Below are 23124 nucleotides of genomic sequence, written 5' to 3' on the forward strand. Positions count from 1 at the left end.
TATTTAGGGGCGTAGTTCAATTGGTAGAGCACCGGTCTCCAAAACCGGGTGTTGGGAGTTCGAGCCTCTCCGCCCCTGCCAGTTACCAATTAAGTAATAACAAAATTTATACTTCTTTGTAGCCCAGTTAATTAACTGGGCTTTTTGTTATCTATATATTCTCAATACTTACTGCACTAAATTCCCACCGACTAACCTGCCAATGAGCTTCTTTTACCAATATCTATTAGTAATATTCTCTGTTATATGTAATAAAAATTCTAGAGATGAAGCTTAAACCCAAGAGTGATTCGTTAATATCATGAATAACTATAGCGTGGATTTAAGCTTTATTGATGATTTATCGGCTGTTTTAATAGCTGTTGTATCAATACTTGTTGATCACTCGTATTTAGCCAAACCGCAAATAAAGGTTTTTGAATAATTTCTGTTGAGGCAGGGGCTAGATCTGAATAGAGATCTAGCCAATGCGTAGGTAAAAATGCAACTGCTTGTGTTGTTTTCATTAACTGATAAGCAATCATTGCGGAGTTAGTGGTTAAAATAGGATCAATTTTTTGCACTGCACCATTAGAAAGAAAAGACTGAAAATCAGCACTCCATTCAATTTTGATAAATTGTGCTATCTCTTCGGTTTTATTTGATGCGATTTTCATCAACTGAAAAGTAATATCACCAATAATTTTACTTTCTAATTCATCCATCTTTGGTGCTTCAGTCGTAAAAAGAAGATCGAGCTCTCTTGCATGAAGTTGTTTTACAAGAGATTGCCTTGTAGAGACTCTAGATTCGATTCTGAGCTCTTCTCTTTCTAGATAAGATTCCTGCAACCAAGATGTCAGATATGCTTCCCAGAGTGATGCTGTGGCGCCAATTGATAGCTCTGAATGTTGAGAAGCATGGCTAATCTCTTTTTTAGCGAGAAGCCATGTATTCATTAACGATTCAGCATAAGGGATCAGCCTTTCACCTGCGACAGTTAGACGAATATTATTACGATGGCGAGTAAATAGATTTGTGCCTAATTGTGTTTCCAGTTGTCGTATTCTAAAACTAACCGCAGACTGAGTTAAATAAAGAGATTCAGCGGCTCGCCCAAAGTGTCTAGTCTTACTGACTTCCAAAAAGGTTTTCAGTAATTCGGTATCCACATATATCTCCAAAAAAATTTGTCGTTACGATTTAAATATTTTGTTTTACAGAACCGCATGACTATCTAATACTCCGCGCCATAAGTATGATGATAGAGAATTAGGAGTGTGTCAGATGGCAGAAAGTTTTATCACGACTAATCGTTTTTTTGACAATAAACATTATCCGCGTGGTTTTTCTCGTCATGGCGATTTCACTATCAAGGAATCCCAGATATTGGAACGTCATGGTCAAGCCTTTAACGAGCTTGATTTAGGTAAACGAGAGCCTACAACTGAAGCGGAAAAATTATTTGTTGCCATGTGTCGTGGCGAACGAGAAGCAGCAACGGTTGAAGAAAAAATTTGGAAGAAATATACGAGTCGTATAAGTCGTCCAAAACGTTTTCATACATTATCGGGTGGAAAGCCGCAGCTCGATCCATCTGATGACTATACCGACTCTGATGATTAATATCATTAGTTTTAGTCAAAAGGAGCGTTTTTTCGCTCCTTTTTATTACCCATCTAGTTGTTTTTGTAAATAGATCATTAATCTATCCATTGCACGAAAGCTTAATGCTTCAATTAAATGATTTTTCTGTATTTTCTCTTCATTTGCAAGATCTGCAATAGTCCTCGATACTCTTAAAATTTTATGCCAAGCTCGTATCGATAATCCTAATTTATTAAGCGTATCTTCAAGAAAAGTTGCATCACTGGTATTCAATGAGCAATAGCATTCAATCTCTTTTCCAGTTAAATAAGTATTCACTTTTCCACATCGTGCAAATTGTCTTTCTCTTGCCTTTAGAACACGTTCTCTAATTGTCGTACTATTTTCTGTAGTAAATGTAGGATGAATAAGCGCGCCTTGGGGAAGAAGTGGCATTTCGACAGATAAATCAAACCTATCTAAAAAAGGTCCAGAAACCTTGCTTAAATAGCGTAGGATTTGCTTTATTGGTACTCGGTTGTGATTACCTTGATAATGTCCTGTTGGGCTTGGATTTAATGCACCGACCAATAATACATTGGCAGGGTAGCTTATTTTGGCTTTTGCGCGTGAAATAGTAATTTCCCTAGCATCTAGAGGTTCACGTAATGCATCGAGTACTCGGCGCTCGAATTCTGGTAATTCATCTAAAAATAAAATACCGTGATGTGCTAATGTAATTTCTCCAGGTTTAGGAAGAGAGCCTCCTCCCGTTAAAGCAACAGCAGAGGAAGTATGATGTGGAGCTCTAAATGGTCTTGTAGGCCACTTTCTTTCATCAAATGTCACTCCTCTTAAGCTACTAATGATTAATACATCAAGTGCTTCTTTAGCAGTTAAAGGCGGAAGAAGCGTACTTATTCTTTGCGCTAACATTGTTTTGCCTGTTCCTGGTGGCCCAAGAAATAAAATGTTGTGATTTCCTGCGGCTGTGATTTCTGCTGCCCTTTTTGCATTATTTTGACCAATTATATCGCTCATATCTTTATTATTTTGATTTTCAATTTCATCATTAATAATAAAACTTTCTGTTTCAATTAATGGCGTATTATTTTCTAGATGATGACAAATCTCTAAAAGATGAGAGGCTAATAAAGCCGATTTATTGGGTAATAATGAAACTTCAGTTTGATGTTCTGTTGATACAATACATATTCGATGATCTTTTGATGCACTAAGAATTGATGGAATAACCGCATTAACTCGTTGTAATTTTCCAGAAAGTGCAAGTTCTCCAATAAACTCATAACACTCTAATTTATCTGATATTAATTGTTCTGATGCAATGAGTATTGCTAGTGCAATAGGTAAATCATAACGCGCACCTTCTTTGGGTAAATCGGCAGGTGAAAGATTAATCGTTATTCTTTTTGCAGGATAAGTATATCCGCTATTAATTAATGCACTCCTTACTCTATCTTTTGCTTCTTTTACGACAGTTTCAGGTAATCCAACTAATGTTAATCCAGGTAATCCCTGACTAATATGAGCCTCGATAGTAATAAGCGGAGCTGATATTCCTAAAGAGGCACGCGTATATATTATTGCTAATGCCATTTTTTATTCTCCATTATTTTTTTCTTTTTAAATTATTTTTTCTTTTGTGTTAAATGAAGAGTTAAATAAATGCGAGATATCTCGAAAATAATATAACATATTGAAATATAATGATTAATTTTTTAAATAATTAATTTAATAAATTAATATAAATATAATGAAAATTATCATTGTTTTTTAACTTGGAATAATAAAATGCAATAGCAGAAAAAACAAAATAACGCGTTCTTTCTTGGTATTAATAACTGAAAAATAAATATTTTATAGATGAATATTCTAATTGGTGTTTGCGCTATAAAAAACATATAAAATTCATCATGTTATAATTATTTTTAAAATAAACATTGTCAATTCTAAAATATCATGATAACTCTAAAAGGACAGAGTGAAAGAAAACACAACACAACATTACAAACATACATTTTAAATAAGAAAAGAAGTTATAAAACTATGAATACTATCGTCCTAGTGATTAGCCTAATTATTGTCAGCGTGGTGGTGATTATTAACCCACCGTGCGGGGCTGCACTAGGACGAAGAAAGGCTAACTAAACTAGCCGGATCTCTTAAAAACCCCCGCACCGAAAGGCGCGGGGGTTTTTTTTGAGCCTGAGTTTGAAAAAAAGATTAAATAGAAAATAAATTCAAATTAAACAAGAAGTTAAGATGGCAGGGTGAAAGAATGAATGGAGCACAGTGGTTAGTACAGGCATTACGAAAACATCAAGTCGAAACAGTCTTTGGTTATCCTGGCGGTGCTATCATGCCTGTTTACGATGCCCTTTATGATGGTGGTGTTGAACATGTTTTATGTCGCCATGAACAAGGTGCTGCAATTGCTGCTATTGGTTTTGCTCGCTCTACGGGTACGACAGGTATTTGTATCGCGACATCAGGCCCAGGCGCTACTAATGTCATCACTGGACTTGCTGATGCATTGTTAGATTCTGTGCCTGTTGTTGCTATCACTGGGCAAGTTGCTTCCAATTTAATTGGTACTGATGCATTCCAAGAAATTGACGTTTTAGGTCTTTCATTGGCGTGTACGAAACATAGTTTTTTAGTTTCGACGGTTGATGAATTACCAAGAGTGTTATCAGAGGCATTCTCTATCGCATCTCAAGGTCGCCCTGGCCCTGTTTTAATTGATATTCCTAAAGATGTTCAATTGGCGGATGCTTCTCATTTATCAAGCTATGAATTACCAGAAGAGCAAGAATTTTCTTATCCAACACAAGAGTTAAATCAAGCTAAGCAGATGTTAGCGAAGGCACAAAAACCGATTTTGTATGTAGGTGGTGGTGTTGCCATGAGCAATGCAGTAGAAACGTTAAGAGCATTTGTGAAGCAAACAGAAATGCCCGTTGTTTCCACTTTAAAAGGGTTAGGCTGTGCCGATGCATTAGATGCTAACTATTTAGGCATGTTAGGTATGCATGGCACTAAAGCGGCAAATTATGCTGTTCAGCGTAGTGATTTATTAATCGCTGTTGGTGCTCGTTTTGATGATCGCGTTACTGGGCGATTAAATACTTTTGCACCTAATGCCAAGGTTATCCATATCGATATCGACTATGCAGAATTAAATAAATTGAAACAAGCGCATGTGGCGTTATTAGGTGATGCGAAAGTGTTGTTACCTGCTTTGTCTCAGCCATTATCTATCGCTGCTTGGCAACAAGAAATACAAGAATTAAAAGCCGAACACGCGTGGCGTTACGATCATCCAGGCTCCGCAATTTATGCCCCATTATTATTAAAACAATTATCAGATGCGAAACCTGAAAATACGATTGTGACAACAGATGTAGGCCAACATCAAATGTGGTCGGCACAACATATGACATTTGATGCACCTGAAAACTTTATCACCTCAAGTGGTTTAGGCACCATGGGATTTGGTATCCCAGCAGCAGTAGGCGCTCAAATTGCTAGACCTGATGCATGTGTTATCTGTGTGTCTGGTGATGGCTCTTTTATGATGAATGTACAGGAATTGGGCACAATTAAGCGTAAGCAATTACCTATCAAATTGGTGCTATTAGATAACCAACGTCTTGGTATGGTTCGTCAATGGCAAGAGTTATTTTTTGAACAACGTTATAGCGAAACGATTTTAACAGATAATCCAGACTTTGTTGCCTTGGCAAAAGCTTTTGATATCCCTGGGCAACGCATCACAGAAAAAGCACAGGTTGCTGATGCAATAAAATGTTTATTAGAGAGCGATGGTCCTTACTTATTACAGGTATCTATCGATGACGCAGAAAATGTCTGGCCTTTAGTCCCGCCGGGCGCAAGTAATGATGAGATGATGGAGAAATCAAAATGAACCAACACAATATCACAATTGAAGCCCGTTTTTGTCCAGAGATCTTAGAACGTATCCTGAGAGTTATTCGTCATCGTGGTTTTCATATATGCTCAATGAATATGAATATCACTGAAAGTAATAATATCAATTTAAGCCTGACGGTGAGTAGTCAACGGCCATTAGAACTTCTGTGCAGCCAGTTAACAAAATTAGCTGATGTTGCAGGTATTCAAGTATCACATCAACAGAAAGAAAAATTACGATTCATGAATGCACTAAGTGCCATGTAAGGATAAAAGAATGACAAAGCAAGCTGATTATATTTGGTTTAACGGTGAAATGGTTCCTTGGGCTGAGGCAAAGGTTCATGTTATGTCTCATGCATTACATTATGGAACCTCTGTGTTTGAAGGTGTGCGTTGTTATGATTCTTATAAAGGCCCTGTGGTCTTTCGCCATCGTGAACACATGCAACGTTTACATGATTCAGCAAAAATTTATCGTATGCCTGTTGAGCAAAGTGTTGATGAGTTAATGGAAGCCTGTCGTGAGACCTTACGTAAAAATAAATTAGTCAGTGCTTATATTCGCCCATTAGTTTTTATTGGTGATGTCGGTATGGGTGTTAATCCACCAGCTGGTTATAAAACAGATGTGATCATTGCTGCATTTCCATGGGGAGCTTACCTCGGTGAAGAAGCGTTAGATAAAGGTATTGATGCAATGGTTTCTTCTTGGCATCGTGCTGCACCAAATACTATTCCAACAGCAGCAAAAGCGGGTGGTAACTATTTATCTTCACTATTAGTGGGAAGCGAAGCTCGCCGTCATGGTTATCAAGAAGGGATTGCATTAGATGTGCATGGCTATTTATCAGAAGGTGCAGGTGAAAACCTATTTGAAGTAAAAGACGGTGTTATTTTTACACCGCCATTTACTTCATCAGCACTGCCGGGGATCACGCGTGATGCCATTATCAAATTAGCAAAAGATCTCGGTTATGAAGTGCGTGAACAAGTCCTTTCTCGTGAATCACTTTATCTTGCAGATGAAGTCTTTATGTCAGGTACAGCCGCAGAGATAACCCCAGTACGTAGTGTTGATGGTATTCAAGTCGGTATCGGACGTTGTGGCCCTGTGACCAAAGCAATTCAAAAGGCGTTCTTTGGTCTGTTCACAGGTGAGACAGAAGATAAATACGGTTGGTTAGATCCAATCAATTCATAAACATAATCAAATAAATTTGTTTAGCGGGTAGCTCGTTCCCTACTCGCTTTCTTTATCGCAGGAGTGTGAAAAATGCCTAAATACCGTTCAGCGACAACGACACACGGTCGTAATATGGCGGGAGCCCGTGCCTTATGGCGCGCAACGGGAATGACTGATGCTGATTTTGGTAAACCCATTATCGCTGTTGTGAACTCATTTACGCAATTTGTACCGGGTCATGTGCATCTGCGGGATTTAGGAAAACTGGTTGCTGAGCAAATTGAAGCCGCTGGTGGTGTCGCTAAAGAATTTAATACTATTGCGGTTGATGACGGTATCGCAATGGGGCACGGTGGCATGCTTTATTCTTTGCCATCGCGTGAACTTATCGCAGACTCTGTTGAATATATGGTTAATGCGCACTGTGCTGATGCGATGGTGTGTATCTCAAACTGCGACAAGATCACCCCAGGAATGTTAATGGCGTCTTTACGCTTAAATATTCCTGTTATTTTTGTTTCGGGTGGTCCTATGGAAGCAGGTAAAACGAAGCTTTCAGATCAACTGATCAAATTGGATCTGGTTGATGCCATGATCCAAGGAGCAAATCCCAATGTTAGCGATGCGGATAGTGAGCAAATTGAACGATCTGCTTGTCCGACTTGCGGATCGTGTTCAGGTATGTTTACCGCAAACTCCATGAACTGTTTAACCGAAGCTCTGGGATTATCTCAACCCGGAAATGGCTCATTATTAGCAACACACGCAGATCGTGAAACGCTGTTTATCAACGCAGGTAAGCGAATTGTTGAATTAACCAAGCGTTATTATGAAAAAGATGATGAGTCCGCATTACCGCGCAATATCGCTAAAAAAGAAGCCTTTGAAAATGCGATGATCTTAGATATTGCAATGGGTGGCTCGACAAATACGGTTCTGCATTTATTAGCTGCTGCACAAGAAGGTGAAGTTGACTTCACCATGGAAGATATCGACAGGCTTTCTCGCCAAGTCCCTCATTTATGTAAAGTGGCACCAAGTACACAAAAATATCATATGGAAGATGTTCACCGTGCAGGTGGAGTTATGGGTATTTTAGGTGAATTAGACAGAGCCGGATTACTTAACCGTAATGTGGATAATATCTTAGGGCTAAGCTTGCCAGAAACATTAGCGCAATATGACGTGATGTTAACGCAAGATGAGCAAGTAAAATCGATGTTCCAAGCAGGTCCTGCGGGTATTCGTACCACGAAGGCATTCTCTCAAAATTGCCGTTGGCCAACCTTAGATACCGATCGTGAAAACGGGTGTATCCGCAGTAAAGAACATGCTTATAGCCAAGATGGTGGATTGGCCGTGTTATCAGGTAACTTAGCAGAAGATGGCTGTATTGTTAAAACTGCGGGCGTTGATGAAGATAACTTGATTTTTAGCGGTCCTGCAAAAGTATATGAAAGCCAAGATGATGCTGTTGAGGCCATCTTAGGTGGAAAAGTAGTGGCAGGCGATGTGGTCATTATTCGCTATGAAGGTCCTAAAGGTGGGCCAGGTATGCAAGAGATGCTGTATCCAACCTCATATTTAAAATCAATGGGATTAGGTAAAGCTTGCGCACTTATCACTGACGGACGTTTCTCTGGGGGAACATCTGGCTTATCTATCGGGCATGTTTCACCTGAAGCAGCAAGTGGTGGTGTAATTGGTTTAGTGGAAGAAGGTGATATTGTCTCTATCAACATTCCAACTCGTGAGATCTCATTAAAGGTAGATGATAAAACGTTATCTGCACGTCGTGATGCACAAAATGCTCGTGGTGATAAAGCGTGGACACCACAAGATAGACAGCGCCAAGTCTCTTTTGCTTTACGTGCTTACGCCTCTTTAGCAACCAGTGCTGATAAAGGTGCTGTGCGCGATAAATCTAAATTAGGGGGCTAAGAAATGGCTGCCTTTAGACCTTTAAATTCAGCACCAAGTAGCGCTGAATATTTAAAAGCGGCGCTGAGCGCACCTGTTTATGAAGCGGCAATTGTCACGCCACTTCAAGAGATGACAAAAATCTCTGAACGCTTAGAAAATACGATTTTAGTTAAGCGTGAAGATAGACAACCTGTTCATAGTTTTAAATTACGTGGTGCTTACACCATGATTGCAGGGTTGACTCCTGAGCAAAAAGCGAAAGGCGTTGTAACTGCTTCGGCGGGTAACCACGCTCAAGGCGTTGCGTTGTCAGCGAATCGAATGGGTGTAAAGGCATTAATCGTGATGCCAGTGGCAACAGCGGATATCAAAGTCGATGCGGTTCGCCAATTTGGTGGAGAAGCATTGCTTTATGGTGCCAACTTTGATGAAGCAAAAGCGAAAGCTATCGCACTATCTGAAGAGATGGGATACACCTTTGTTCCGCCTTTTGATCACCCCGCTGTGATTGCAGGGCAGGCAACATTAGCAATGGAATTATTGCAACAAGATGTTCATCTTGATCGTATTTTCGTACCTGTAGGTGGTGGAGGTTTAATTGCTGGAGTGGCTGTATTAATCAAACAGCTTATGCCAGAAATTAAAATTATCGGCGTTGAAGCAGAAGATGCAGCATGTTTAAAAGCAGCATTAAAGGCAGGACACCCTGTTGAATTAGCTCGCGTAGGCTTATTTGCAGAAGGTGTTGCCGTTAAGCGTATTGGTGATGAAACTTTTCGTTTATGCCAGAAGTATGTCGATGATGTGATTACTGTTGATAGTGATGAAATTTGCGCTGCTGTAAAAGATTTATTTGAAGATGTGCGTGCGATTGCTGAGCCTTCGGGCGCATTGGCATTAGCTGGGCTTAAAAAATACGTAGAAGAGCACCAGATCAAAGGTGAGCGTCTAGCGCATATACTTTCTGGTGCAAATGTGAATTTTCATGGCTTACGTTATGTTTCTGAACGCTGTGAACTAGGCGAAAAACGTGAAGCGCTATTCGCTGTGACTATTCCTGAGCAAAAAGGCAGTTTTTTACGTTTTTGCCAAATCCTAGGTCAACGTGTGGTCACTGAATTTAATTATCGTTATAGCGATGCTGATCCTGAAAATGCACGTATTTTCGTGGGCGTACGTTTAAGTCAAGGACTTATAGAGCGTAAAGAAATTTTGCGGGAGCTTACGACTGCAGGTTATCAAGTTGCTGATCTTTCTGACGATGAAATGGCAAAACTGCATGTGCGTTATATGGTCGGTGGTCGTCCTAATAAGCCGCTTAAAGAGCGTCTATTTAGTTTCGAGTTTCCAGAATCACCGGGTGCTTTAATGAAGTTTTTAAAAACGTTAGGCACTTATTGGAATATCACACTATTCCATTATCGCAGTCATGGTACTGATTATGGTCGAGTGCTGGTGGCATTTGAATTGCCCGAAACAGAAGGGCGTTTCGAGCGACATTTAGATGCATTAGGCTATGAATATCATGATGAGACAGGAAATCCTTCTTTTCAGCTATTTCTGTCACCACAAACGACAAGCTTAGTCGTGGAGTAATCGCCAAAAAGCACTGTTCACAGGCTCTTGAAGGCGTTTGTGTAATCCGCAAACGCCTAATTCGAAAGGTTCTACCATTGAAATATTATCCAATGAAGAGATGCGATTACGCACAGGCTCTGGACAATTATCAACGACGACCTGTGGAATAAGCGCGATACCACAACCTAACGCAACCATTGAGACAATCGCTTCATGCCCTGAAACAGTCGCATAAATTAAGGGATTATGGATACGGTGGCGTTTAAACCATAATGCAATTCGTTGTCGCGATGGGCCATGTTCAGGAATGATAAATGGAATATTGAGCCAATCGGGTTTCTCTTGTGTTGCAAGATGACGAACATTACAAGGCAGAGCGGGCGCAATCAGTACTAATGGAATTTCGCCTATTTTTTCAAAACAGATATTTTCAGGAAGCTTTTCAGGTTTTCCTGCAATACCTAAATCGGCCTCATCAGATTGCACTTTATCGACTGCATCAGCTGCATCTCCTGTGGTGAGTTTTATTTCAACTAATGGGTGTTCTGCACGAAAGCGATCAAGAATAGGGGGTAAATGGCTGTAAGCCGCTGTTACAGAACAAAATAGGCGTAATTCGCCAGAAAGGCTTGGGCTATTTTGATTTAACGTGTGCTTAAGTTGCTTATATTGCAATAAGGTTTGTTGAGCATAGCGTTTTAACTGCTCGCCAGCATCGGTGAGAGTCACTTGTCTGTTATCACGTAAAAACAGAGGATGACCTAAGCTTTCTTCAAGGCGTTGAATTTGACGAGAGAGCGTTGAAGGGCTGACGTGCATTGCCTGCGCTGTCTTGGTGAAGTGGCAACTTTCAGCTAAATGCAGGAAGAGTTTGAGATCACGAATATCCATTATCAGCCACCCATTGTGATAAAAAAGTACGTTGCATTTTTTGCAACACTATCTTGTAAATATATCAATTTAAGCAATGGCTTTCATCCCATATAGTAAAGTCATGCAACACCTCACTGAGAGTGAGGATAATAACAGCAAACACATACACAACGATTTTGGAGTCTTCTATGGCAAATTATTTTAATACATTGAATCTGCGTCAGCAGTTGTCGCAATTAGGTAAATGTCGCTTTATGTCACGCGAAGAATTTGCTGATGAAGCAAATTACCTGAAAGGCAAAAAAGTCGTTATCGTTGGTTGTGGCGCTCAAGGTCTTAACCAAGGTTTAAATATGCGTGATTCAGGTTTGAATATTGCGTATGCCTTACGCCAAGAAGCGATTGATGAGAAACGTGCATCATGGCGTCGCGCGACCGAAAACGGCTTTGAAGTTGGCACCTATGAAGCGTTGATCCCTCAGGCAGATTTAGTGGTTAACTTAACGCCAGACAAACAGCACTCTGCTGTTGTTCAAGCTGTTCAACCACTGATGAAATCAGGTGCAGCATTAGGCTATTCTCATGGTTTTAATATCGTTGAAGTTGGCGAAAAAATTCGTGATGACATCACTGTTGTGATGGTTGCACCAAAATGCCCAGGTACAGAAGTTCGCGAAGAATATAAGCGTGGTTTTGGTGTTCCAACACTGATTGCTGTTCACCCTGAAAATGATGCGAAAGGCGAAGGAATGGCTATTGCTAAAGCATGGGCAGCGGCAACAGGTGGTCATCGCGCTGGTGTTTTAGAATCTTCTTTTGTTGCTGAAGTCAAATCTGACTTAATGGGTGAGCAAACCATTCTGTGCGGTATGTTACAAGCAGGCTCATTGTTATGTTATGACAAAATGGTTGCCGATGGTGTTGAACCAGGCTATGCAGGTAAGTTGATTCAGTTTGGTTGGGAAACCATTACAGAAGCACTGAAACAAGGTGGTATCACCTTAATGATGGACAGATTATCTAACCCTGCGAAAATGCGTGCATATGCATTATCAGAGCAACTGAAAGAGATCATGGCTCCACTGTTTGCGAAACATATGGATGATATCATTTCAGGTAAATTCTCTGAAACTATGATGGCAGATTGGGCAAATGATGATAAAAACTTGCTGACATGGCGTGAAGAGACTGGAGCAAGCGCATTTGAAAATTACCCTGAATATGAGGGTAAAATCAGTGAGCAAGAGTACTTTGATCACGGTGTATTAATGGTTGCAATGGTTAAAGCTGGTGTTGAATTAGCGTTTGATACCATGATTGAAGCAGGGATCTTTGCAGAGTCAGCTTATTATGAATCACTGCATGAGTTACCATTAATCGCGAATACCATCGCTCGTAAGCGTTTGTATGAAATGAATGTGGTTATCTCTGATACGGCAGAATATGGCAACTATTTGTTCTCATTTGCGGTTGTGCCGATGTTGAAAGAATTTATGACAACATTGCAAAGTGGCGATTTAGCGAAGAAAGTTCAAGATAATGGAACAGATAATGCGCAATTGCGTGATATCAATGAAGCAATTCGTCAGCACCCAATTGAAGCCGTAGGTAAAACCCTGCGTGGGTATATGACGGATATGAAGAAAATTGCTGTAGGCAACTAATTTTCCGATTTTTCGTCGCTCTTTACGCGATAAGTGCGTTGGCTACACTCGGTTACCCAAGTCACATACTCATGTATGCTCCTTGGGATAACCTCCTTTGCCGCCTTCTTCTCTCGCAAATAGCTTAGAAAAATAAGCGTAAGATTCAATTTGTTGAAAACCGTGTTTCTTAATGAAATACGGTTTTTTGTTTTTTGGTCTAAATATCTAAGTTTTTGAATAAATTATTAGCGCCATCAATATGAAAAATATCAATATTTTTATCTGTTTTTATAAAAGTGATTAATGTCTTTGGATTAGGTTCAAACTTATTCTTCTTTATGTATTTATTAATATTTTTTTGTTTTCTGTTCATCTTGTTATGTTCAAATTGATTTATGTCTGCAATATATTCCTATTTCGTTGAAATAGTATACAAAGTTTAAACTATATAAATTTAATTTTCTTATCGAAAATGATCTCCAAATCCTAAAACCGAACCATCTTTCTATGCACTTTCTGCTACAATTATCCCCCGTTATGTTCTTGGTTAATGAAGTTTGGAAAAAGTATGCGATTAAATCCCGGTCAGCAAAAAGCAGTGGAATATGTGTCAGGCCCTTGTTTGGTCTTGGCAGGTGCGGGATCGGGTAAAACACGGGTTATTACCAATAAAATTGCACATCTTATTCGTCAATGCCAATACCCAGCAAAGCAGATTGCGGCGGTTACGTTTACTAATAAAGCCGCGCGTGAAATGAAAGAGCGTGTTGCTCAAACCTTAGGTCGCCAAGAAGCGAAAGGATTAATGATCTCAACGTTCCATACCTTGGGATTGGAAATTATTAAACGTGAATATAAAGCACTAGGTATTAAAGCTAAATTTTCATTGTTTGATGATCAAGACCAATCTGCATTACTTAAAGAATTAACGGCTGATTTATTAGAAGAAGATAAAGATTTGCTGTCTCAGTTAAAGAGCCAAATCTCTAACTGGAAAAATGACATGCTCACGCCAGAGCAAGCAATAGGAATAGCGAGATCGCAACAAGATCATACTTTTGCCGAATGTTTTCGACGTTATGAACAACATCTGCGTAGTTGTAATGTGCTCGATTTTGATGACTTAATTAGTCGACCAACTATGTTATTGCGCACGAATGAAGAAGTGAGAGAGCGCTGGCAAAGACGTATCCGTTATTTGCTGGTGGATGAATATCAAGACACCAATACCAGCCAATATGAATTAGTGAAATGGTTGGTGGGTGAAAGAGCGCGTTTTACCGTTGTGGGCGATGATGACCAATCTATTTATTCATGGCGTGGTGCTCGCCCTCAAAATTTAGTGTTGTTACAAAAAGATTTCCCTCAACTTAATGTCATTAAACTTGAGCAAAATTATCGATCTTCGGGGCGTATTTTAAAATCTGCCAATATCTTGATTGAAAATAATCCCCATGTTTTTGAAAAACGCTTATTTTCAGAGTTAGGTTATGGTGATGAACTTCGTGTTTTAACGGCAAATAATGAAGAGCACGAAGCAGAGCGTGTCGCGGGCGAATTAATTGCGCATCACTTTATTAATAAAACCAATTATAAGGATTACGCGATACTTTATCGTGGTAATCACCAGTCACGTATTTTTGAAAAATACTTGATGCAAAATCGCATTCCTTATCGTATTTCGGGTGAAACCTCCTTTTTTTCACGAGAAGAGATAAAAGATATCCTTGCCTATTTACGAGTCATTACTAATCCTGATGATGATGCGGCATTTTTACGTATTGTGAATAAGCCTCGTCGTGAAATCGGCCCTATGACAATTCAAAAATTAGGTGAGTGGGCAAAAGTTCGAGATAAAAGCTTATACAATGCCTGTTTTGATTTGGGGCTAAGCCAAACATTAACAGGTCGAGGTTTGAATTCATTACAAGCATTTTCGCAATGGATGTCGCGTATAGTACAAAAATCAGAGCGAGAACCACTGTTAGCTGTACGTGATTTATTGCATGAAATGGATTATGAAAGCTGGTTATATGAAACCTCAAGTAGCGCAAAAGCGGCTGAAATGAGGATGAAAAATATTAATCAGCTATTTTTATGGATGAGTGAAATGCTTGAAGGTGATGAATTGCATGAACCGATGACGCTTTCTCAAGTCGTTAATCGTTTTACCTTGCGCGATATGATGGAGCGAGGAGAAACAGAAGAAGAGTTAGATCAAGTTCAGTTAATGACATTACATGCCTCTAAAGGTCTTGAGTTCCCTCATGTGTTTTTAGTGGGAATGGAAGAGGGCATATTGCCACACCAAAGCAGTATTGATGAAGATAATGTAGACGAAGAAAGACGTCTTGCTTATGTGGGCATTACTCGAGCACAAAAAACACTCACGTTTACGTTATGTAAGGAAAGGCGCCAATACGGTGAATTAATCAAACCTGAACCGAGCCGTTTTCTTTATGAATTACCTCAAGATGATTTGAATTGGGATACCAATAAAAAGAAAGTGTTAAGTGCTGAGGAAAAACAAGAGAAAGGGCAAAAAGGTGTTGCAGGATTAAGAGCTATGTTGGCAAGGCATAAACCTGAATAGCATAGAGAGTTGTCGATAAAACTAACCCCTTGGCATATTGATGTCCAAGGGGTTTTATTTTTGTATAAATAAAAAAGTTAACTTATACGAGAGCTATTTTGTTCTTCAATCATTAAAGACCAATGGACATAACTCTGAAGTTGGATCTCTTCTTGGAGATTTTCAGCACGTAACGGATGCTCATTAAGCCATTGATATGGCAGTGTAATAATGAGCTTCTCATCTTCAGTGCGTAATCGTAATGCAGGAAGTGTATCATCACGGCGACGGCTAGCAAAAATGATGGCTAATCGCAGTAAACGCACCAGTCGATTGGCTTGAGTTATCGGTAGGGCATTTTGATGATTAAGAGGTGCAAGATCGATGATCCCTGTTTGGTTTTTTAGCAAAGAAGCTAATAAACGTCGTTGCGCCGGTGTATATCCTGGTAAATCAAGATGAGAGATCAGATAGCTTGCATGTGAAGGTGCTTGGCGGAAATCAACACTTAGGCCAATTTCATGTAATGCACTAGCGCTATTAAGCAACTCGCGGCAACGATTATCTAACTGCCAACTCTTGCTGACTTGGATAAAAAAGTGTTCTGCAAGTTGTTGAACTCGGTGTGCTTGCTCAATATCAATCTGAAACCGACGCTGGACATTACGAAGAGTACGTTGGCGAATATCTTGCTCAATAGGAAGATGCAACATTCCATAGACTAAGCCTTCTCGTAATGCACCACCTGCTAAGATCATATTGTCGATATGCAGTGTTTCAAATATGGCGATTAAGATAGCAAGCCCACTCGGAAACACTAAGGCTCGTTCAAAAGTAAGCCCTTCAATTTCCAATTCTTCCAGTTTTCCACATTCAATGGCTTTGTGTTTGAGCCGCTCAAGCTTAGGTAAGGTGATTAATTCATCCATACCTTGAGCAATCATGATCTCTTGCAACGCCTGTACAGTACCAGAGGCGCCCACACACACTTGCCAGCCTTGCTCAATTAATTTATCCGCCACTGGGGCGAGTATCGCTTTGGCTGCGTCTTGCGCTTTAGCAAAATTTTCTTGAGTTAAAGAGCGATCAGTAAAATAGCGCTCTAACCAAGTTACACAGCCCATACTTAAGCTCATTAATTGTGTCGTTTTAGCACCAGTACCTGTAACCAGCTCTGTGCTGCCACCACCAATATCGACAACTAAACGTTGCTCTGCACCACCAGTGGTATGTGCAACGCCACGATAGATAAGGCGTGCTTCTTCCTCACCACTAATAACATGAACAGTATTGCCCAATATTTCAGACGCTTTTGCGACAAAAATATCTGCATTTTTAGCAATACGTAATGTGGCTGTTGCTACGACTCTGATTTGTTCAGTCGGAATATCACGTAGATATTCAGAAAAAAGTCGTAAACATTGCCAACCGCGTTCCATTGCCTGCTCTGACAATTCATTTTCACTGTTTAGGCCAGCAGCGAGTCGAACTTTACGTTTCACGCGGGAAAGAACTTGTATAGAGCCCGCGATTTCTCGAACGACTAACATATGAAAACTGTTAGAACCTAAATCAATAGCAGCATAAAGTGATGAGGATTTCAGCATAATTTATGGATGACTCGGGCGTTTATTTCGGTTGTTACGTTGAGTATTATTTCCTCTATTATTTCGCACTGGCGCATTATTGCGACGAGGCTGACCTTGGCGAGGACGGTGACGGCGTTTAGGCTCAGGAAGATCAGCTAATAACGCATCACTATTATATTTACTCACAGGAATAGCATGTTGAATATAAGTCTCAATTGCAGGTAAATTCAGTGCATATTCTTCACATGCAAGACTGATTGAGTTACCACTATTTCCAGCACGCCCTGTTCTACCAATACGGTGAACATAATCTTCACAATCATCAGGTAAATCATAGTTAAAAACATGCGTTACTGATGGAATATGAAGACCTCTAGCAGCGACGTCAGTGGCAACCAGAATATCAATATTACCTTGGGTAAAATCTTCTAAAATGCGTAGACGTTTTTTCTGAGGAACATCACCTGTTAATAAACCAACGCGGTGTCCATCTGCGGCAAGGTGCGCCCAAATGTCATCACAACGATGTTTTGTATTGGCGAAAATGATACAGCGATCTGGCCATTCTTCTTCAATTAATGTTTGAAGAAGACGCATTTTCTCTTCATTTGAAGGATAAAAGAGTTCTTCTTTTATGCTAAAACCTGTTTTTTGTTCAGGTTCAACTTCAACATATTCAGGGTTATTCATCTGCTCAAAAGCCAGTTCTCTGACGCGGTAAGAAAGCGTTGCAGAAAACAGCATATTCATACGCTCAGCTGCAACTGGCATACGACGGAAAATCCAACGAATATCTTTAATAAAGCCGAGATCGTACATTCTGTCAGCTTCATCAAGTACCACAACTTGGATTGCGCTAAGGTTAATATGGCCTTGTTTAACGTAATCAATTAAACGACCTGTTGTGCCAATAACAATATCGACACCATTACTTAATACTTTGAGTTGTTCGTCATAGCCATCGCCACCATAGGCGAGACCCATTTTAATCCCTGTATTTTGCGCAAGCTCTTTAGCATCAGAATAAATCTGCACGGCTAATTCGCGTGTTGGCGCCATAATAAGTGCACGAGGTTGATTGGTTTCATGCCCTTCTTTAGCAGGGTGTGTTAAAAGATAATGAAACGTTGAGGTTAAAAACGCCAACGTTTTGCCTGTTCCTGTTTGGGCTTGCCCGGCAATGTCTTGACCTTTCACAGTGATAGGTAACGTCAATGCCTGAATTTGTGTACAATTAGAGAACCCTTTTTTCTCAAGGGCTTCTATCACTTTTGGATGCAAGGCGAAGTCGGAAAACTTCTTTTCTGTCAAATATGTTTTGCTCATAATGTAATAGAATATCAGTTATGGGTTGCATTACAAAAGTTTATCCGCTGAAATGCAGACAGACTTTTGTTATTTAATGTTACACTGGTACGGTCAATATTATTCTTTGGAGTAGAACAATGAGCGATAAAATCCTTCACTTATCTGACAGCAAATTCGATGCTGATGTATTAAATGCAACCGGCCCTGTGCTCGTTGATTTCTGGGCTGAATGGTGTGGCCCATGTAAAATGATTGCTCCTATTCTAGATGAAGTTGCAACAGAATACGCTGGTAAATTAACAGTTGCTAAGCTAAACATCGATCAAAACCCGCTGACAGCACCAAAATACGGTATTCGCGGTATTCCTACACTGATTTTATTCAAAAACGGTGCAGTTGCTGCGACTAAAGTAGGCGCATTGTCAAAAACTCAACTGAAAGAGTTTTTAGACGAAAATATCTAATTTGATTTAGATATCAAAAATAAAAGTAGGACGTTTAGACCTTGTCAGTATTTCTGTTATTGACAGCTAGACGTCCGCTTCGAAGCATGATAAGTTAGCGCCACTTACTTACATAATATATCGGATCTACTTGTCAATATGATTAGACACGATTAAATAAGTCTGAGATATTGAATATCAAGCGTGCAAAGTAATAGAATTGAATAACATGATATGATATTCAATCTAATATGATATTTAATATAAGTAATCTGAATTCATCTAACCAGTCAAGTTGCCTTAGAATAATCTATAGTATTCAGGGAATATAAATTTTTCCAAAGTATGTTCCTAACCCATAAGTTGAAAGTACACTCATACATCGCGAAAATGAATGTCACTTTTCTGGGATAAAGCAGACTGGTCTAATAGTATTAACACTCTCTAACATTATCATTTTAGTTATACCCTTATGTTAGAAAGTTATAATCTGTAATTTTACACATGACGAAACTGACAGCGATTCGCTGTTATACTATTCACGTTCATAGTTCGAGAGTTACCCCGAGTTATTAAGAACCCACCATTATGAATCTTACCGAATTAAAAAATACGCCGGTATCAGAACTGATAGCACTTGGCGAAAATATGGGGCTAGAGAATCTGGCTCGAATGAGAAAGCAAGACATTATTTTCTCTATCTTGAAGCAACACGCGAAAAGTGGAGAAGATATTTTCGGTGACGGTGTGCTGGAAATATTGCAGGATGGCTTCGGCTTCCTACGTTCCGCAGACAGTTCCTACCTTGCTGGTCCCGATGATATCTACGTTTCTCCAAGTCAAATTCGCCGTTTTAACCTTCGCACTGGTGACACCATCGCAGGGAAAATTCGTCCTCCTAAAGAAGGTGAACGCTATTTTGCCCTCCTAAAAGTTAATGAAGTTAACTTTGATAAGCCAGAAAATGCCCGCAGTAAAATCCTCTTTGAAAACTTAACACCTTTACATGCTAATAATCGTTTACGCATGGAACGTGGTAATGGTTCAACAGAAGACTTAACCGCGCGTGTTCTTGACTTAGCGGCACCAATTGGCCGTGGTCAACGTGGTCTTATCGTTGCTCCACCAAAAGCGGGTAAAACCATGTTGCTGCAAAACATTGCAGCAAATATTGCTCATAACTACCCAGATTGCGTATTAATGGTACTTCTGATTGATGAACGTCCAGAAGAAGTGACAGAAATGCAACGCTTAGTAAAAGGGGAAGTTATTGCTTCAACCTTTGACGAGCCAGCTTCTCGCCACGTACAAGTTGCAGAAATGGTGATTGAAAAAGCGAAGCGTTTAGTTGAGCATAAAAAAGACGTTATCATCCTGTTAGACTCCATCACACGTTTAGCGCGTGCTTATAACACAGTTGTTCCTTCATCAGGTAAAGTGTTAACAGGTGGTGTGGATGCAAACGCATTACATCGTCCTAAACGTTTCTTCGGTGCGGCTCGTAATGTTGAAGAAGGTGGTAGCTTGACTATCATTGCAACAGCATTAGTCGATACGGGTTCTAAGATGGACGAAGTTATCTACGAAGAATTTAAGGGTACAGGTAATATGGAATTACACCTGTCTCGTAAAATTGCTGAGAAACGTGTTTTCCCTGCGATTGATTACAATCGTTCTGGTACACGTAAAGAAGAGTTACTGACGTCTCAAGATGAGCTACAAAAAATGTGGATCCTGCGTAAAATTATTCATCCAATGGGTGAAATTGACGCAATGGAATTCCTCATTAACAAGTTAGCAATGACTAAGACAAATGAAGAATTCTTCGACTTTATGAAACGTTCATAAAGGGTATTAGCAAAGTGATTGAGCTGAGAATAGGATATAAAATATTAAAATAGTGTGCTCTGTTACAGAATAAGTAATATCACCTCAATTTATATGCTGTTAAGCTCATTTACTTTGTAAGAATGACGATATGATGAAAACGCCACAATAGTTGTGGCGTTTTTTTGTTTTTTATGGATGTAATTCAATTTTAGATTGCAATATTTTAGCGCGATGTTGGTATATATATTGCATGTTTTGGTAATTGATAAAAATAGCGATGGCATCAATAAAAATAGTTAAGGAAAACTTATAATTGATGAAGGGTGGTGGGTTTTGAATGAACTCGTCGTGGTGAGGCTGGAAAAAAGAATAAAAACACATGGAAGCGTAAAATAACCAGCTATATTTATTATAGAGAACAAGTACTGTGGATATACTAAAAATGAGCACAAGCATTTTTTATGTGTTCTTATTTTCTTTCGCTTTTTTATTTTTGGCTCGTAAAATTGCAAAGAAAATTGGACTCGTGGATAAACCGAATTATCGTAAAAAACATCATGGATTGATCCCCTTAGTTGGCGGAATATCAGTCTATTTTGGTATTGTTTTCGCATTTTATATTGCAGATATCTATATTCCTCATAAGGAACTGTATCTGGCTTGTGCGGGACTTCTTGTTTTTATCGGTGCTTTAGATGATCGCTTTGATATTAGTGTCAAAATTAGAGCTACAATTCAGGCTTTTGTTGGGATCGTAATGATGGTGGGTGCAGGGTTAAAACTTGACACTCTGGGTCATGCTTTTGGTCCTTGGGAAATGCATTTAGGGCCTTTCGGCTATATTGTTACACTTTTCGCTGTTTGGGCAGCAATCAATGCCTTTAATATGGTTGATGGTATTGATGGGTTATTAGGTGGTCTTTCTTGTGTCTCTTTTGGCGCGCTTGGTATTTTATTATATCAAAGTGGCAATTCAGCTCTTGCATTCTGGTGCTTCTCATTTATCGCGGCAATTCTACCTTATATCCTTTTAAACTTAGGGTTATGCGGTAAAAAATTCAAAGTCTTTATGGGAGATGCGGGAAGCACACTGATTGGATTTACCATTATTTGGTTATTGGTCGCATCAACACAAACTCAACCTCGCCCTGTTAAAGCGGTAACCGCATTATGGATAATTGCTATCCCTCTTATGGATATGGTGGCAATTATGTACCGTCGTTTACGCAAAGGGATGAGCCCTTTCTCACCAGACCGTCAACATATCCACCACTTGATTATGCGTGCAGGGTTTACCTCTCGCCAAGCCTTTATTTTAATTACGTTGGCGGCAGCTTTATTAGCCGCAATTGGTATTATCGGTCAAAACCTATCATTTGTACCTGAATGGTTTATGTTGGCATTATTCTTGCTTGCATTTGTTATGTATGGTTATTGTATTAAACGCGCGTGGCGAGTCGCTCGTTTTATTAAACGACATAAGCGTCGCTTACGTAGAGCAACACAACAGCATTAATATAAGCAGAGGTTTTTTAACGTGATGAACTCGGAAAATAACGCCTCCCGACAGGGTGAACAGCCAGATAATGAACTCGATATTCGAGGTCTTTTTTGTGCACTTTGGTCAGGAAAAAGCTGGATTATAGGGTTCGCTCTGCTTTTTGCAGTGATTGCACTCGGTGCATCTTATTTGATGCAACCTAAATGGAGTGCAATTGCAATGACAGAGAAACCAACGATTAATAACTTAGGCAGTTATTATTCGCAATCTCAGTTTTTGCGCAATCTTGATACACAGATTAATCCTGCTGCACAAACCTCAGCTTTAACTATTTCAGATGAAGCTTATCAAGAGTTTATTACTCAAGTCGCGGCGTTTGATACACGTCGTGAATTTTGGTTGCAAACGGATTATTTCAAACAGCGCAAAGAGAGTGATGAACAGGCTAATGCTGCGTTATTGGATGAGTTAATTAACAATATTCAATTTACGCCTGCCGATGAGAAAAAATTAGTTAATGATCAACTAAAACTTATTGCGGAAACATCAAAAGAAGCGAGCCAATTATTAAATGAGTATATTGCTTTTGCTAATAAGAGAGCAGCTACCCATCTTAATGATGAAGTGATAACAGCTTGGACAACTAGAACTCAATCAATGAAAGCGCTAGTTAAACGTCAAGAAATGGCGGCTCAATCTGCGTATCAACGCCAAATTAACTTATTAGAGCAATCAATCAAAGTGGCTGAGAAACAAGGTATTTCTCAAAAACAAACCTCGATTGCGATTGATGAGTTACCAGATTCTAAACTGTTTTTGTTAGGTGTCCCGCTGTTGCAATCACAGCTAGAAACTTTAGTTGCAACAGGTGCTGATTTTGATAGTGATTATGATCAAAATACGGCAATGTTAGCGACCCTTGCTGTGGGCGCCAAATTACAAGACAGCTTCCAAACTTACCGTTTTCTACGTACCCCTGAAGATCCTGTGAAACGTGATAGTCCTCGCCGTGCCTTTATGATGGTACTTTGGGGCGCTATTGGTATTTTAGCGGGTGCAGGTGTTGCATTAGTAAGACGCAGTTCATTAAAAAAATAATAATTAAATTTTGTCATTGATGACAATAACGAGACATCAGGTGTTTCGGCACTTGAT

Annotated in this window: 18 protein-coding genes and 1 tRNA gene; 14 read left to right on the forward strand and 5 right to left on the reverse strand. The window is 39.6% G+C overall.

Translation table 11 applies throughout. The annotated features are described in order from the left end of the window. The first annotated feature begins 5 nt into the window (after window positions 1-5). Window positions 6-81 (forward strand) — tRNA-Trp (locus JEP36_RS11730). A 248-nt stretch (window positions 82-329) separates the two neighbouring features. Here JEP36_RS11730 and hdfR read toward each other — a convergent pair. Then, on the reverse strand, window positions 330-1151 hold the full coding sequence (hdfR, locus tag JEP36_RS11735; protein ID WP_198626380.1) for an HTH-type transcriptional regulator HdfR: 822 nt from the start codon (window positions 1149-1151) through the stop codon (window positions 330-332). Window positions 1152-1266: 115 nt separating this feature from the next. Here hdfR and JEP36_RS11740 point away from each other — a divergent pair, with 115 nt between their 5' ends. Then, window positions 1267-1605 carry a DUF413 domain-containing protein gene (locus JEP36_RS11740; protein ID WP_036939631.1) on the forward strand — a complete coding sequence of 113 codons (339 nt, stop codon included), beginning with the start codon at window positions 1267-1269 and terminating at the stop codon, window positions 1603-1605. A gap of 45 nt (window positions 1606-1650) precedes the next feature. Here the strand turns inward: JEP36_RS11740 and JEP36_RS11745 are convergent, their stop codons facing one another. Further along, window positions 1651-3183: a YifB family Mg chelatase-like AAA ATPase gene (locus JEP36_RS11745; RefSeq protein WP_198630236.1), complete on the reverse strand. Its 1533-nt coding sequence runs from the start codon at window positions 3181-3183 to the stop codon at window positions 1651-1653. Window positions 3184-3633: 450 nt separating this feature from the next. Between JEP36_RS11745 and ilvL the strand changes: the two genes are divergently transcribed. The 6 genes from ilvL to ilvA all read left to right on the forward strand — a co-directional run bounded on the left by ilvL (window position 3634) and on the right by ilvA (window position 10225). Beyond that, window positions 3634-3735 (forward strand): ilv operon leader peptide, encoded by a 102-nt coding sequence (gene ilvL / locus JEP36_RS11750; protein ID WP_071788577.1) that lies wholly within the window; start codon window positions 3634-3636, stop codon window positions 3733-3735. A 130-nt stretch (window positions 3736-3865) separates the two neighbouring features. Beyond that, window positions 3866-5515 carry an acetolactate synthase 2 catalytic subunit gene (ilvG, locus tag JEP36_RS11755; RefSeq protein ID WP_198620258.1) on the forward strand — a complete coding sequence of 550 codons (1650 nt, stop codon included), beginning with the start codon at window positions 3866-3868 and terminating at the stop codon, window positions 5513-5515. After that, entirely contained in the window at window positions 5512-5787 is a 276-nt protein-coding gene (gene ilvM / locus JEP36_RS11760; protein ID WP_023583660.1) for an acetolactate synthase 2 small subunit, read from the forward strand. Before ilvG ends, ilvM begins: the two co-directional genes overlap by 4 nt. Window positions 5788-5797: 10 nt before the next feature. Next, window positions 5798-6724: a branched-chain-amino-acid transaminase gene (locus JEP36_RS11765; protein ID WP_198630237.1), complete on the forward strand. Its 927-nt coding sequence runs from the start codon at window positions 5798-5800 to the stop codon at window positions 6722-6724. 72 nt (window positions 6725-6796) lie between these two features. Then, on the forward strand, window positions 6797-8647 hold the full coding sequence (gene ilvD / locus JEP36_RS11770; RefSeq protein ID WP_109372751.1) for a dihydroxy-acid dehydratase: 1851 nt from the start codon (window positions 6797-6799) through the stop codon (window positions 8645-8647). Window positions 8648-8650: 3 nt separating this feature from the next. After that, window positions 8651-10225: a threonine ammonia-lyase, biosynthetic gene (ilvA, locus tag JEP36_RS11775; RefSeq protein WP_198626378.1), complete on the forward strand. Its 1575-nt coding sequence runs from the start codon at window positions 8651-8653 to the stop codon at window positions 10223-10225. Here the strand turns inward: ilvA and ilvY are convergent. Further along, window positions 10211-11098 carry an HTH-type transcriptional activator IlvY gene (gene ilvY, locus JEP36_RS11780; protein WP_198630238.1) on the reverse strand — a complete coding sequence of 296 codons (888 nt, stop codon included), beginning with the start codon at window positions 11096-11098 and terminating at the stop codon, window positions 10211-10213. The two genes, ilvA and ilvY, sit on opposite strands and share 15 nt — an antisense overlap. A 170-nt stretch (window positions 11099-11268) precedes the next feature. On the opposite strand from ilvY, the gene ilvC reads away from it, so the two are divergent. Further along, window positions 11269-12744, forward strand: coding sequence for a ketol-acid reductoisomerase (ilvC, locus tag JEP36_RS11785; protein WP_109372748.1), 1476 nt, complete (start codon window positions 11269-11271; stop codon window positions 12742-12744). Window positions 12745-13294: 550 nt separating this feature from the next. Beyond that, complete coding sequence (gene rep, locus JEP36_RS11790) at window positions 13295-15319, forward strand: DNA helicase Rep (protein WP_196534380.1); 2025 nt, start codon at window positions 13295-13297, stop codon at window positions 15317-15319. Window positions 15320-15396: 77 nt separating this feature from the next. Here rep and gppA read toward each other — a convergent pair whose 3' ends face one another. Together gppA and rhlB are read right to left on the reverse strand one after the other, a co-directional pair. Continuing rightward, window positions 15397-16905, reverse strand: coding sequence for a guanosine-5'-triphosphate,3'-diphosphate diphosphatase (gene gppA, locus JEP36_RS11795; RefSeq protein WP_109372744.1), 1509 nt, complete (start codon window positions 16903-16905; stop codon window positions 15397-15399). 3 nt (window positions 16906-16908) lie between these two features. Then, entirely contained in the window at window positions 16909-18213 is a 1305-nt protein-coding gene (gene rhlB, locus JEP36_RS11800; protein WP_160229885.1) for an ATP-dependent RNA helicase RhlB, read from the reverse strand. A gap of 119 nt (window positions 18214-18332) precedes the next feature. On the opposite strand from rhlB, the gene trxA reads away from it, so the two are divergent. The 4 genes from trxA to wzzE all read left to right on the forward strand — a co-directional run bounded on the left by trxA (window position 18333) and on the right by wzzE (window position 23067). Next, entirely contained in the window at window positions 18333-18659 is a 327-nt protein-coding gene (gene trxA, locus JEP36_RS11805; RefSeq protein WP_006535838.1) for a thioredoxin TrxA, read from the forward strand. 567 nt (window positions 18660-19226) lie between these two features. Then, entirely contained in the window at window positions 19227-20486 is a 1260-nt protein-coding gene (rho, locus tag JEP36_RS11810) for a transcription termination factor Rho (RefSeq protein ID WP_023583649.1), read from the forward strand. Window positions 20487-20895: 409 nt separating this feature from the next. Beyond that, window positions 20896-21984 (forward strand): UDP-N-acetylglucosamine--undecaprenyl-phosphate N-acetylglucosaminephosphotransferase, encoded by a 1089-nt coding sequence (gene wecA, locus JEP36_RS11815; protein ID WP_198620254.1) that lies wholly within the window; start codon window positions 20896-20898, stop codon window positions 21982-21984. Window positions 21985-22008: 24 nt separating this feature from the next. After that, window positions 22009-23067, forward strand: coding sequence for an ECA polysaccharide chain length modulation protein (gene wzzE, locus JEP36_RS11820; protein WP_198630239.1), 1059 nt, complete (start codon window positions 22009-22011; stop codon window positions 23065-23067). The last annotated feature ends 57 nt before the right edge of the window (window positions 23068-23124 follow it).

This window comes from Proteus sp. PR00208, assembly GCF_016238545.1.
Classification (GTDB): Bacteria; Pseudomonadota; Gammaproteobacteria; order Enterobacterales; family Enterobacteriaceae; genus Proteus.